Below are 12,253 nucleotides of genomic sequence, written 5' to 3'. Positions count from 1 at the left end.
CATAACCCGATCAAGGGCCAAATTCTGGGCCACTAAGTCCAGAGTTCTTCGCATTCTCCCGACGATTTCCTTGAGGAGAGCAAAGAGGCATTCCTCTCTTGTGGTATCAAGGGTGAGCCCCGAGAACGAGGCCCGTTTCTGAATGAGACTTGTCCTATCCCCCGTAAGATATGGGATACACCGCACCTCCGGAGGATACTCCCTCTACAGTACTTCCCGAAGGTATGAGCCATAGAATTCTTCTCTATCCAGCTCTCTGCAGAACTGGGTCCGGAACCATTCAAGAGCAAACCCTCCAATGACAATATCGTACATGAGCCACTTCCCGGGCAGAGGGTGAGTCCTCAGGTAGTAACGTTCACTCGGAAGGGGTTTCTCAAGGCACACCACGAGAATTTCAGAGCTCCCGGAAATGTTAAGGACTTGCCCCTCCTTCAGGAGCCCCGCACCAACCGCCGCAGCGGAGGTATCGTTGGACCCCACAAGGACAGGCACGCCTGAGGGTAGACCGGTGACGCGCGCTGCTTCATCCGAGACGTACCCGGCAATCTCAAGAGAAGGTATGACCGGAGGGAGTTTCTCCAGGGGAATGCCAAGGTCACGAGCAAGATCCTCATCCCATCCTGATGCGTTGACCGTGTTGTACAATCCGGTAACAGAGGCATTTGTGGGATCGATAATCCACCGGTTAACAAGCTTTTTAAAGAGAAAGGTATTCAGATGCCCTAAGATGGAAGCTTTTCGAAAAACCTCTGGTCTTTTCTCTTTCAACCAGAGCATGCTCGTGAGAGAAATTCCTCCAGGATAAGGGACGTTCCCCGCCACTTGGAGAAATCTTTCCTTTCCAATAATCCGTACCGCTTTCCTCGCCTGTTGCACGCTCCTCCGGTCCCAATGGATAATGGCAGGGAAAAGCGGAGACCCCTCGCTATCCATGGCAATCAGTGCTGGACTAAAGACGCAGGGCACTATGAGGGCAACGTTCTTTGCGTACCCCCGCTCCTCCAAGCTCTTCGTAACTCTGAGAAAGGCCTGCCAAACTACATTAGGGTCAATCTGTACACTGAGTCCATGAGCCTCGTAGGGGTACTCTACCCTCTCCTGCGCAACTGGAGAAAAGTTCTCGTCAAAGAGAACACTCTTCAGAGAGGAAGTCCCCGCATCAATCGTCAGAATATAGTGATTGCCCATGCCCTACCTCCTTGGAAGACGCGGCACAACCTTCAAGCTTTTGGGTAACACTTTCCACAACAGAGAAAACGTCAAGACCGCACTTCTTCAAGAGAAATCCCCGCTCTCCTGAAAACCCAAAATGACTCGGGGCCCCGAGCTCCAGAAGTGGGGGGATGTGTCCTGTTTCGTAGAATGCCCGGAGGAGATTGTCTCCCAGACCTCCTGTTCTCGCATGCTCTTCAAGGGTTACCACAAGCCGGGAGTTACAGGCAATACTCCTCACAACCTCAGGATCAAGGGGCTTCACAAAGCGAGCATTAAAGACAAAGGTCTTGTACCCTCTTTTCTCAAGCTCCAAAGAAGCCTCAAGGGCAACTCCGACAAGCTGCCCCAGCGCAATGAAGGTCACATCGGCTCCCACAAATTCTCCGGCTGTAAGAGGTTCAAATTTCCCAAGCACCACCTCTTGGTGTTCCTTCGAGAACTCAACCTCTCCGCTTCGAGCTCCGAATCGCATGTACACAGGGCCCTGGAAAGTTCCAAAGAGATACCTCCCAAGAACCAAGGTATCCGCGTAGTCGCATGGCTCACATACTACGATGTTGTCGAGTGCAGAAAGAATGGCAATATCCTCGAGTGCCTGGTGAGTGAAACCAGCGTACTGCGCCGAAAATCCCGTATCAGTTCCACAGATTTTCACATTCAAAGCCCAGCGGCAGATATCAGTACGAATTTGTTCGAAAGCCCGCATGGTTAGAAAAGTGGCATAGCCTGAAATCACCGGTACTACACCTTGAAGGGCAAGGCCAGCGCATATTCCCATTCCTGCCTGCTCACAGATACCACACTCGATAACCCTTTCCGGGTACTGGTCCTTAACCTTTTTGAAGCGGGATGCCGAATCTACAGAGACACATACAATGTCTTTCCCCTCGGCTATGAGCGCTACAAGAATGTCCTGTAGTGCCGTCCTTCGATTCCTCATGGCTGCACCTCAAGCTCTGCATAACGCTCAGCGACCTCCTTCGGAAGGCCGCAGTAATGGGATTCCACTCTGTTCTCAAGTTCCGGAACGCCTTTTCCCTTCACTGTCTGGGCAAGAATCACCAAGGGCTTCCCGTCGTTCCTCCCTTTTGCCTGGGTGAGAACTTTCCAGAGGGCTTCAATATCGTGACCGGGAACGTTTTGCACAATCCATCCGAAAGCTTCGAATTTTGCCGCCAAGGGCTCCAAAGGATGCAAATCCTCCGTGAAACCGGAAAGCTGCAAACGATTGCGGTCAACGATAAGAGTAAGATTGTCAAGATTATATCGGGAAGCTATCGGAAGACATTCCCAGTTCGTTCCCTCGTTGAGTTCCCCGTCTCCCACGAGGACGAAGACGTGGAAGGGCTTTTGGCGCAACCTAAAGGCAAGGGCAAAACCAATTCCCAGGGGAAGACCATGCCCTAAGGAACCTGTAGCGGCGTCAATTCCTGGCACTCCGAGCTCTGGATGGATTCCAAGAAGTGTCTCTCCCACGCAGCCATACTCCCAGAAAAGGTCATCCGCAAGGAAACCCCTTTCGGCAAGCACGGCGTAAAGGGCAAGACCGGCATGTCCTTTGGAGAGCACGAACTGGTCCCGCTCGCGCGAAAAGAGATTACCCTCCGTGATGGAGAGAATCCCGTTGAAAAGGCAGGTTAAGATTTCCACAACCGACAGCGATCCCCCGATGTGACTTACCCCAGCACGAAAAGTCGCAGCGATAATCCGCTTTCGAACATTCGTGGCAAAGGCTTCGAGTCTTTCCCTCTCAAATTCCACGAAAGTCTCATCCCTTCCCTGGTTGCTGCAGGGCAGCGAAATCGTTAAAAATAACAAGATATTTGTTTCAGAAAAAGTATACTCGAAGTCCTCCCTCCTGTCAATTCTTGGGGAAATGGAAGAAGTCCATGGAATTGAAAAACTCTCCCCCTCCTTGTATAATACTTTCAAAAAGTGCGCCTGTAGCTCAACTGGACAGAGCGCTGGACTTCGGATCCAGGGGTTGGGGGTTCAAGTCCCTCCAGGCGCGCCAGGGTTGAGTTTTAGCCCCGCACACCAGAGGGAGTGTGCGGGGCTTTTTGTTATTTTTACTCTGGTTCTCCGGGCCAGGGTCCAACAACACCCCCTACAGCCCACTCCATCGTGATGAGCTCGTCCATGGTCAGACGGACACCCTGAGGAACCCGAAGATTCCCCTTACGATCACGAATGGGACCGGTGAAAGGACTGAAGGCGTACTCAGGGTCGGCCATATCCTTAAGGAGGGCGAAAACGAGGTCGTAAACGCTGATTTCCCCGTAAACCGGATCGTTCACAACCGTGGATTTCAGCTGGTCCTCAAAAACGGGGTTTATCGGCATCCCAAAATCGGCTCCGAGTTCCACAGCCCCTTCGCGCAAGAGCCACCAGTAGTCAACATTCTCGAGGTTCTTTGGGGTGTACAGGCCAGCGTAAACTTTGGCAAAAAAGTCAAGGTAGATGGCTTCCCAGTGCACGAGCTGTCCCGAGGCGACGAAGTTAGGAGCAAATTTGTACATTGGAGAATAGTGCCCGAAGCTTGGAAGGCCATGCTCGGCAGCAACCTGGACCACCGTGGGAGAATCCTCGGTAAAGGCCAGAACATCGGCTCCCTCAGCAATGAGAGACTCTGCAGCTTCCTTGGCTCCTGCAGGATCGTACCAAGAGGTCTGCAACCAGCGTACCGAAACCTCAGCGTTAGGATTGACCCGTCGGGCACCTAAGGTAAAAGCATTGATATGACGCTTGAGTTCTGGAATCGGGAAGGCACCAACATAGCCGAGCTTATTGGTCTTCGTTAAGGCACCAGCGATGATACCGTTCAGATAGTACACCTGATGGAAGTCCGCCATGTAGGTAGCCATATTCGGGGCTCTCTTAAACCCGGAGCAGTGGAAGAAGATTTTGTCCGGATACCGCTGGGCTGCAGAAAACGTCCCGTCCATGAAACCAAAACTCGTGGTAACGACGACATCAACTCCCTCCTGGTTGATAAGGCGGTCGATAACTCCTTCGACCTCTCCTTCGGGAACAGCCTCAACGTATACCGTTTCAATCCAGGGATAAGTGGCTTCGACGATCTGTCGAGCCTGGTCGTGAGCGTAACTCCACCCGAAGTCCCCAATGGGTCCGACATAGATGAACCCAACCTTGAGCTTGGCCTCTTCCGCATGCACAAGAGTTACAGGCAGAAGAAGCACCAAGAGGAGAAAAAGGACCATGAACTTCCGCATACTACCACCTCCGCATTCTGAACTACTCTCTCCTATAAGGTACCCCTAAGGAAGCTGGGGGTCCCACTCGCCTCCGTGCTGCAAGACGAGACACAAGACTCAGGGCAACAAGGGGGAAGAGATACGGAAGAGTATTCAAAAGTTCTGGGGCGACACGAGCCTGGAGAGGGAAAGAGAGCTGGTACAGCACGCCGAAAAGGTAGGCTCCCACCATACCCCAGAGAGGATTCCAGAAGGCAAAAATGGTTAGAGCAATGGCGAGCCAGCCCATGCCAGCGGTCATTCCATATGACCAGGACGGTCGATACCCTAAGGAAAGATATGCTCCTGCAAGGCCTGCGAGAACACCCCCAAAGGCAACGCAAACGTACCTTACCACAGAAACACTGATGCCCATAGCGTCACAGGCAGCGGGGTTTTCGCCGACGGAACGGATTACGATTCCCCAGCGAGTCCAAAAGAGGATAAACCAGAGGAGAATCGAAAGTCCCAAGGCCACGTACACAAAGACGTTGTGCTTTTCAAAACCGGGGAGATTCGAAAGAAACGGTATCCGGTACACAGGGAGTGTCGCCGCCAGTACCTTGCCTTCAAAATTCCGCCCAAGAACACCGGAAATACCCATTCCCAGCATCCCCAAGCTCAAGCCCGAAACCACCTGATTTGCCCGAAGGGTAACACTGCAAAAGGCATGGAGCAGAGCCGCACATCCTGCAACCGTTCCCCCTGCAATAACTCCAAGCCAAGGATTGGAAGAAGAGAGCGTCACTGCAAAAGCCGTAAAAGCACCAAGAGACATCATGCCTTCCACTCCGAGATTCAGAATTCCGGAACGTTCCACATAAATCTCTCCAAGAGTTGCAAGAAGAAGGGGTACACTGTACGCCAGTGTTCTCCCAATGATTCCGCTAATCCACAACCCCATTGTGGACATCTTCTTCCTCACCCCAAGGTGTACGCTGCAAAGTAATGCGGTAGTAGAGAAGTCGTTCGGAAGCAATAAGGAAAAGGAGCACAAGCCCATTCAGGATGTATATCATCTGGAACGGAATCCCAAACGAGACTTTCAAGGCATCTCCTCCAGACATCAATGCCCCAAAGAGGAAGGCACCGGCAAGAGTCCCGAGAGGATTAGCCCGGGCAATCCAGGCAACGATGACCCCCGTAAACCCATACCCCAGGGAAATGTGGGCGGGATGGCGGAGCATGTGGTGAATGCCACTCACCTCGCCCACTCCGGCAATCCCCGCAAGTCCCCCTGAGAGGAACATGACTAAAGACACGACACGCTGGGTATCGATTCCGGCAAGGTAAGCTGCCTTCTCACCCCTTCCCGCCACCCGAAGCTCAAAGCCAAAAACAGTCTTAGTGAGGAGGAAGTAGCAGAGGAAAGCCGCAAGAATAGCAAGAAGAAGCGTCGTTAAAGGCACGCGGGTCGTACCAAGAGTAGCAAGCCAGGCCTCTTTTGGAAAAGGGTCGGTATAGGCGAAACCTCGAACCGTCTTCCCCTTCCAGGGACCAAGGATGAGGTAGAGGACAAGGTTTGCAGCAACGTAATTGAGCATAAGGGTCGTGATGATTTCGTTGATGGCGAGTTTGTTCCTACACCACGCGGCAAAGAGTCCCCACAAAGCTCCTCCCAGGAACCCAAGGGCAAACATCACCGGGAGAAGGAGAAAGGGGGGTACAGGGGAAAAGAGCGCAACCCAGGCTCCCACAATGGCTCCAACGAGCATCTGTCCCTCGGCACCAATGTTCCACACCGAGGCTTGAAAGGAGACCGAAAGGCCCGCTCCAATGAGAGCCAAGGGAATCATCCGTTTGACGGTCTCAGAAAGAGCGTAGAGGCTGCCAAAAGCTCCGTTCAGGAATACCCGGTACGCGGCAAGAGGGGAAATCCCGAGGAAGGAGAAGAGAAGACCACTCACCAAGAATGCGAAAACAACAGAACCCACGGAGACAAAGAAAACCATCCCAAAAGAGGGCTCGATGTGCTGTACAATCTGAAACCTGAACCTTTTCATCTACTCATCACGAGATGCTCCTCGGAAACCCCTCCCATCATCATTCCGATTTCCTTTCGATCCTCCTCCGTCCACCCGCCTTCTGGTCGCCTTTTTTCACCCACAATCGAACCCTTGTAGAGAACCAGCACCCTATCGGAGAGAGCCAAAATCTCATCGAGATCCCCGGAAATGAGAAGAATTCCGATGCCCTCCCTCTGGAGAGACAAAAGAAGACGGTGGATAAAGTCTGTAGCAAGGATATCAAGACCCGCTGTGGGATTTGCAACAACAAGCACCCGAGGACGAGAAACCAGAGCCTGAGCGAGAGCAACCCGCTGCCTGTTGCCACCAGAGAGCAAACGTACAGGAAGGCGAGGTGATGAAGGTACAATTTTGTAGGCTGCTATCGTTTCTTCTGCGTGTGCCTGGACACGCTTCCAGTCAAGGAAAATTCCCCGACGAAAAGGAGCCTCCCGGTAATTTCGGAGCACCAGATTCTCCGAGACCGCCAGTTCCCCCACCAGGGCCATTCGTCGGTCCTCCGGAACGTAACCAAGACCAGCTTCTCGGATTCTCTTCGGCGAGGATCCGGTGAGATCGATTCCCCCAAGGAGTATGCGTCCTCGCAGAGGGGAACGGAGCCCTGCAAGGGCTTCAGCAAGTTCTCGCTGACCATTACCAATAACCCCTGCAACACCTACAATTTCTCCTTCTCGTACCGCAAAGGAAATCCCCCGTACCCCAGGAAAGCCCCGGTCATCGAGCACCCAAAGGTCCTCAACCCTGAGGAGAACTTCACCCGGGTTCAACAACGTCTTCTCAAGGGAGAGAGTCACCTTCTCTCCAACCATCATTGTGGCCAAAGTTTCAAAATCAACTGCCCCCTTCTCAACCGTTCCAACAACTTTCCCCTTCCGAAGCACGGTAATGCGGTCTCCTATCTCCCCGATCTCGCTAAACTTGTGCGTGATAAAAATACAGGTTCTCCCCTCGTCTTTCATTCTTCGCAGAACGGAGAAAAGCTTCTCTGCGTCCTTAGGGGTGAGTACTGAAGTGGGCTCATCAAGAATGAGAATCTCTGCTCTCCGGAGGAGAGCCTTGAGGATTTCTACCCTCTGCTGCTCCCCTGCAGAGAGCTGCCACACGTACGCATCCGGGTCTACATCAAGACCGTACTCTCTGGAAAGACTCCAAATCATTTCTCGCGCTCTCGTGGCAGGGAAAAGGTGAGGTATACGAGGAAACCCAAGCACAATGTTTTCCCAGACCCTGTGGGCAAGAACCAAGCGGAAATGCTGGTGAACCATCCCGATGCCAAGCTCTATAGCTTTCCGAGGGGACGAAATGCGTACTTCCTTTCCCCGAAGAAGGATAGATCCCTCATCTGGCTGGTAAATGCCGTAGAGAATGTTCATGAGGGTCGTTTTTCCTGCCCCGTTTTCTCCGAGAACAACATGAACTGTGCCCTTCTCAACTCCAAAGGTTACGTTGTCGTTTGCCAGAATGTCCGGGGGGAAACGCTTGGTGATACCTCGAAAGGCTACAACCTCTTCTCCCATTTCTCTCCTCCTGAGTCACTCAACAACCCGTAATTATATACTATCAGGAGTTCGCAAGCAGCAATCTTCTTGGTACAATTGTGCCAACTTCTTCAAAGGGGGGGAGAATATGCTTGGGCTCCACGACTTCTCAATTGTTCTCGTGTGCCTTCTCTGCACAGGGAGTACCGTTCTCTGCATGGTCTACGGCCTTCTCAACTGGAATCGCGGTGGAGAGGAAGTGCAGGTAGAAAAAGTCATCAAATGGGAAAAGGAAGAAGAGGCATTAGAAGAATAGGAGGGGGAACATGTACCGCCTTGCGCTCATCCTTGCAACCCTCGTGTACCTCCTCATTACCGGCTACCTTGGGTACGTGGCCTATCGGAAGACGAAAACGACAACCGATTACCTCCTTGCCGGACGAGAAGCCCATCCCTACATCATGGCCATGTCCTATGGAGCGACATTCATCAGCACCTCTGCCATTGTCGGTTTTGGGGGAACGGCAGCCCTTTTTGGACTGAGCCTCCTCTGGCTCACCTTCCTGAACATATTCGTGGGCATATTCATCGCCTTTGTCTTTTTCGGACACCGAACCCGGGCAATGGGGTACAACCTCGATGCGCATACCTTCCCTGAACTTCTGGGAAAACGCTTCCAGTCTCGCTTCATACAGGTTTTCAGCGGCATACTCATTTTCCTCTTCATGCCGATTTACGTCTCCGCAGTCCTCATGGGAGCGACCCAATTCCTCGTTGTGAACCTCAAGGTGGACTACGAAATAGGCCTTCTCCTCTTCTCGACCATCGTCGCTCTCTACGTCATCATGGGAGGCCTGAAAGGCGTCATGTACACAGATGCCTTTCAAGGCACAGTCATGTTTGTAGGAATGTTGTCCCTCCTTTTCCTCACCTACCATCGCTTGGGGGGAGTTGTGCCGGCGCACGAAGCCCTAACAGCGCTTACTCCTCAGGCTCAGGAAGTCTTTGGAGCCACGGGGCATCGAGGGTTTACAAGTATGCCTGCTTTCCTCTCCCCCCTTTGGTGGACGGTTATCTCCACCATTGTTCTGGGCGTGGGCATTGGAGTCCTTGCCCAACCGCAACTTGTTGTCCGTTTCATGACGGTACGGAGTAGCCGAGAACTCAACAGAGCCACCGCCATTGGCGGAGTGTTCATTCTGGCCATGACCGGCGTGGCCTTTGCCGTTGGCGCACTCACCAATGTCTACTTCTTCAGAACCACTGGGCAGATATCCTTCCTTGCCGCAGGAAAGCAGGTCGACTCGATTATTCCTCTCTTCATCGAGAAGACCATGCCCTCTTGGTTCAGCATCCTTTTCCTTGTGACCCTCTTTGCCGCCGCAATGTCCACGATGAGCAGCCAATACCACACAATCGGTACGGCGCTCAGCCGGGACATCTTCGAGACCTTGACAAAGCGAAGAGGAACCATCGGTCTCAACCGTATAGGGACATCCATCGGCATAATCCTGAGCACCCTCCTTGGGTGGGGTCTTCCCCGTTTCTACGGTCTTGGCTCTGAAATCATCGCCAGAGGCACATCGATTTTCTTTGGCCTCTGCGCTTCAACCTTGCTCCCCATGTACATCGGAGCCCTGTACTCACGGCGCATCACGAAAGCCGGAGCCATTGCCGGAATGCTCACCGGGTTTGCTGCCAGCATGTTCTGGTTCCTCTTTGTGCATGAAAAGGAATCCCAAGTCCTTGGATTATGCCAGGCCCTCTTCGGGCGAGGGGCTCTGTGGGGACTACCCTGGAAAGTTGTCGATCCAATTGTCATTGCTCTACCCCTTGCAGCAGCTGTAACTATCATCGTGAGTTACTGCACGAAACCACCTGATGCGCACCACTTAAAAGCCTGTTTCAATGGTCTTTCCTGAGAGAAACGTGGTATAATTCTTCTTGCAAAGAGCACGCCTGCGGTGAGGAAGCGAGGTGCTTCTGAAACCAAGGGATTGAAACCTGGTCTTTCTCCCGCAGGCCAGGTTTTTGCTTTTCTTAGGGAGGTGGCTGTATGCTCACAAAAAGCGCACCGGTAAGTATCCGGGAGTGGATGCAGAGTGTGATCAAGGAAGAGGAAATCGAACGGTACCTTGTGAACGGTCGGGATTTCATAAACGATGAAGAAATCGAAGAGCTCCTCAAGAAGTGTCGGAACCCTGAGCCCCAAAAGGTTCGGGATATCATCGCCAAGTCCCTCTCCTTGGAACGCTTGGAGCCAGAGGAAACCGCAACACTCCTTAACGTTGAGGACGAAGAGCTCTGGGAGGAAATTTTCCAGGCCGCGGGAGAGGTGAAACGAAGAGTATACGGAGACCGTATCGTAACCTTCGCACCCTTGTACTGCAGTAACTTCTGTGTGAACAACTGCCTCTACTGTGGATTCCGAAGGGATAACCACCTCCAGAAGCGGAGACAGCTCTCCATAGAGGAGGTTCGGAGAGAAACAGAAGCCCTTGTCTCCATGGGTCACAAGCGACTCATCATGGTGTACGGAGAACATCCCTTCTCCGATGTGGACTACATTGCCAAAACCATCCAGACCGTCTACGAGACAAAGGTTGGGAATGGCGAGATTCGTCGGGTCAATGTCAACGCTGCTCCCATGGACATCGCCCGACTCAAAATCCTAAAAGAAGTGGGTATCGGCACGTTCCAGGTTTTCCAGGAGACGTACCACCACGAGACCTACAGGAAAGTCCATCCCGAGGGAACGATTAAGGCCCACTACCGGTGGCGCCTGTACGCCCTGCACAGGGCTCAAGAGGCGGGAATCGATGACGTTGCCATTGGAGCCCTTTTTGGACTCTACAACTGGAAATTTGAGGTTATGGGACTCCTCTACCACACCATTGATCTTGAGCGCCACTTCGGTGGAGTTGGCCCTCACACCATATCGTTTCCTCGTCTTGAGCCAGCCATCAATACCCCCTTCGTTCAGGAAACCCAGTACCGAGTTTCCGACCGGGATTTCAAACGCCTTGTTGCCGTCATTCGACTCTCGGTCCCATACACTGGGCTGATTATCACCGCTCGGGAACCAGCCCACGTGCGTCGGGAAGTCATTCCGGTGGGATGTACACAGACGGATGCTTCAACCCGCATCGGTATTGGAGCGTACAGCGAGCGTTACACAGAACAGGATCTTGAGAGGCAGCAGTTCCAGATTGGAGACCCCAGGTCTCTTGATGAGGTGGTGCGAGAACTCGCCACCATGGGGTACATCACTTCCTTCTGCACCGCAGACTACCGATGCGGACGAACAGGAAAGTACTTCATGGGAATCGCCAAGAAGGGGAAAATCCACCACTTCTGCATGCCCAATGCTATTCTCACCTTTAAAGAGTACCTCATCGACTACGCCTCCCCCGAGACCCGAAGGATCGGCGAAGAACTCATCGAAAAGAAGTTCAACGAGCTTGATGAGAGCTTAAAGCCCATTGTCAGAGACTACCTCGCCCGAATCGAAAATGGCGAAAGAGACCTGCGCATTTGAGGATTGGCTGCATAAGTTTCAAGAGGAGCTCAAAGAAGAGGAACTCGAGAAGGCTCTGGCAGCTATTGCCGAGATGCTCCGTGAACGCTTTGGGGCTCGAGTCTGGTTTGCAGAAATTCTTGGAAAACGGTGGTCGCACATTGCAGGGTGTGGAGGAGACTTCCCCATTCCCCCGGAGCAAATCCTTCTCACCCCACGCTTTGGCCTCGTTGCCGAGGCGTGGGGCTCCATTTCCTGCGCGGAAAAAGAGAGACTCCTCTCCTTTCTCAGGGATTTCCTCTCTCAGAGGAGCACCTCTTCAGAAAAAAGGGAGAGCTGACGGGGAGACACAACCCGTCTTCCACGGAAAAGAAGAAAAGGAAGAGCCCGTGCCGCAGAGGGACTGATTTTCCGCAGACCCTCCGGCGTGATGGAGACACCCTCCCGGCGAAGGCGAAGAATCTTCTTTGCCGTTTCCGGACCGATACCGGGAACGCGGATGAGGGTTTCGTATGGTGCCTGGTGAACCTCAACCGGAAAGTACTCTGGGTGGCGTAAGGCCCAGATGGTCTTGGGATCCCTCGCAAGGGGAAGATTCCCGTCGTCCCCAAAAGGGATTTCCTCGTACGGAAAACCATAGCGCCGGAGCAGGAAATCCGCCTGGTACAAACGGTGCTCTCGCCAGGTGGAAACAGGAGGCACATCTTCAAGGGGAGTACCCAAAATGGGCTGGAAGGCACTGTAGTAAACTCGCTGAGC

Annotated in this window: 10 protein-coding genes, 1 tRNA gene and 2 pseudogenes (1 of these 13 only partly in view); 5 read left to right on the top strand and 8 right to left on the bottom strand. The window is 52.9% G+C overall.

Going from position 1 to position 12,253, the window contains the following annotated elements; translation table 11 throughout:
- The 3 genes and pseudogenes from H5U36_05085 to H5U36_05075 all read right to left on the bottom strand — a co-directional run bounded on the left by H5U36_05085 (nt 1) and on the right by H5U36_05075 (nt 2,979).
- Nucleotides 1-1,191 (bottom strand): annotated as a pseudogene (locus H5U36_05085) (hypothetical protein).
- Nucleotides 1,163-2,158, bottom strand: coding sequence for a hypothetical protein (locus tag H5U36_05080; protein ID MBC7217525.1), 996 nt, complete (start codon nt 2,156-2,158; stop codon nt 1,163-1,165). Before H5U36_05080 ends, H5U36_05085 begins: the two are co-directional and overlap by 29 nt.
- A complete protein-coding gene (locus H5U36_05075) occupies nt 2,155-2,979 on the bottom strand; it encodes a transketolase (protein MBC7217524.1) in 825 nt (274 codons plus the stop codon). The genes H5U36_05080 and H5U36_05075 overlap by 4 nt, the downstream gene beginning before the upstream one ends.
- Nucleotides 2,980-3,155: 176 nt before the next feature.
- Here H5U36_05075 and H5U36_05070 point away from each other — a divergent pair.
- Nucleotides 3,156-3,232, top strand: a tRNA-Arg gene (locus tag H5U36_05070).
- 55 nt (nt 3,233-3,287) lie between these two features.
- Here H5U36_05070 and H5U36_05065 read toward each other — a convergent pair.
- Genes H5U36_05065 through H5U36_05050 form a run of 4 tightly spaced genes read right to left on the bottom strand, consistent with a single transcriptional unit; the run spans nt 3,288 to nt 8,016 of the window.
- Nucleotides 3,288-4,451, bottom strand: coding sequence for a BMP family ABC transporter substrate-binding protein (locus tag H5U36_05065; GenBank protein MBC7217523.1), 1,164 nt, complete (start codon nt 4,449-4,451; stop codon nt 3,288-3,290).
- Nucleotides 4,452-4,473: 22 nt separating this feature from the next.
- A complete protein-coding gene (locus H5U36_05060) occupies nt 4,474-5,376 on the bottom strand; it encodes an ABC transporter permease (GenBank protein MBC7217522.1) in 903 nt (300 codons plus the stop codon).
- Nucleotides 5,360-6,424: an ABC transporter permease gene (locus H5U36_05055; GenBank protein MBC7217521.1), complete on the bottom strand. Its 1,065-nt coding sequence runs from the start codon at nt 6,422-6,424 to the stop codon at nt 5,360-5,362. Before H5U36_05055 ends, H5U36_05060 begins: the two co-directional genes overlap by 17 nt.
- Nucleotides 6,425-6,471: 47 nt before the next feature.
- Entirely contained in the window at nt 6,472-8,016 is a 1,545-nt protein-coding gene (locus H5U36_05050; GenBank protein MBC7217520.1) for an ABC transporter ATP-binding protein, read from the bottom strand.
- Between the two features lie 109 nt (nt 8,017-8,125).
- Here H5U36_05050 and H5U36_05045 point away from each other — a divergent pair, with 109 nt between their 5' ends.
- The 4 genes from H5U36_05045 (at nt 8,126) to H5U36_05030 (ending at nt 11,834) form a co-directional block, all read left to right on the top strand.
- Nucleotides 8,126-8,293: a hypothetical protein gene (locus H5U36_05045; protein ID MBC7217519.1), complete on the top strand. Its 168-nt coding sequence runs from the start codon at nt 8,126-8,128 to the stop codon at nt 8,291-8,293.
- A gap of 10 nt (nt 8,294-8,303) precedes the next feature.
- Nucleotides 8,304-9,899: a sodium:solute symporter family protein gene (locus H5U36_05040; GenBank protein MBC7217518.1), complete on the top strand. Its 1,596-nt coding sequence runs from the start codon at nt 8,304-8,306 to the stop codon at nt 9,897-9,899.
- 134 nt (nt 9,900-10,033) lie between these two features.
- The gene (gene hydG / locus H5U36_05035; GenBank protein ID MBC7217517.1) at nt 10,034-11,515 is read left to right on the top strand and encodes a [FeFe] hydrogenase H-cluster radical SAM maturase HydG; all 1,482 of its coding nucleotides are present in this window, start codon (nt 10,034-10,036) and stop codon (nt 11,513-11,515) included.
- Nucleotides 11,490-11,834 (top strand): hypothetical protein, encoded by a 345-nt coding sequence (locus tag H5U36_05030; GenBank protein MBC7217516.1) that lies wholly within the window; start codon nt 11,490-11,492, stop codon nt 11,832-11,834. Before hydG ends, H5U36_05030 begins: the two co-directional genes overlap by 26 nt.
- Here the strand turns inward: H5U36_05030 and H5U36_05025 are convergent.
- A pseudogene (locus H5U36_05025) lies at nt 11,798-12,253 on the bottom strand (radical SAM protein); it runs 685 nt beyond the window's last position. The gene H5U36_05030 and the pseudogene H5U36_05025 sit on opposite strands and share 37 nt — an antisense overlap.

The organism is Candidatus Caldatribacterium sp. (assembly GCA_014359405.1).
In the GTDB taxonomy this organism is placed as follows: Bacteria; Atribacterota; Atribacteria; order Atribacterales; family Caldatribacteriaceae; genus Caldatribacterium; species Caldatribacterium oleiphilum.
The sequence above is the reverse complement of the archived record's forward strand: the minus strand, read 5'-3'. Positions and strand labels throughout refer to the sequence as shown.

Excerpts from the sequence above, each read along its gene's own strand:
- H5U36_05080 (MBC7217525.1), bottom strand. The coding sequence starts at position 2,158 with ATGAGGAATCGAAGGACGGCACTACAGGACATTCTTGTAGCGCTCATA.
- H5U36_05065 (MBC7217523.1), bottom strand. The coding sequence starts at position 4,451 with ATGCGGAAGTTCATGGTCCTTTTTCTCCTCTTGGTGCTTCTTCTGCCT.
- H5U36_05060 (MBC7217522.1), bottom strand. The coding sequence starts at position 5,376 with ATGGGGTTGTGGATTAGCGGAATCATTGGGAGAACACTGGCGTACAGT.
- H5U36_05055 (MBC7217521.1), bottom strand. The coding sequence starts at position 6,424 with ATGGTTTTCTTTGTCTCCGTGGGTTCTGTTGTTTTCGCATTCTTGGTG.
- H5U36_05050 (MBC7217520.1), bottom strand. The coding sequence starts at position 8,016 with ATGGGAGAAGAGGTTGTAGCCTTTCGAGGTATCACCAAGCGTTTCCCC.
- H5U36_05045 (MBC7217519.1), top strand. The coding sequence starts at position 8,126 with ATGCTTGGGCTCCACGACTTCTCAATTGTTCTCGTGTGCCTTCTCTGC.
- H5U36_05040 (MBC7217518.1), top strand. The coding sequence starts at position 8,304 with ATGTACCGCCTTGCGCTCATCCTTGCAACCCTCGTGTACCTCCTCATT.
- hydG (MBC7217517.1), top strand. The coding sequence starts at position 10,034 with ATGCTCACAAAAAGCGCACCGGTAAGTATCCGGGAGTGGATGCAGAGT.
- H5U36_05030 (MBC7217516.1), top strand. The coding sequence starts at position 11,490 with ATGGCGAAAGAGACCTGCGCATTTGAGGATTGGCTGCATAAGTTTCAA.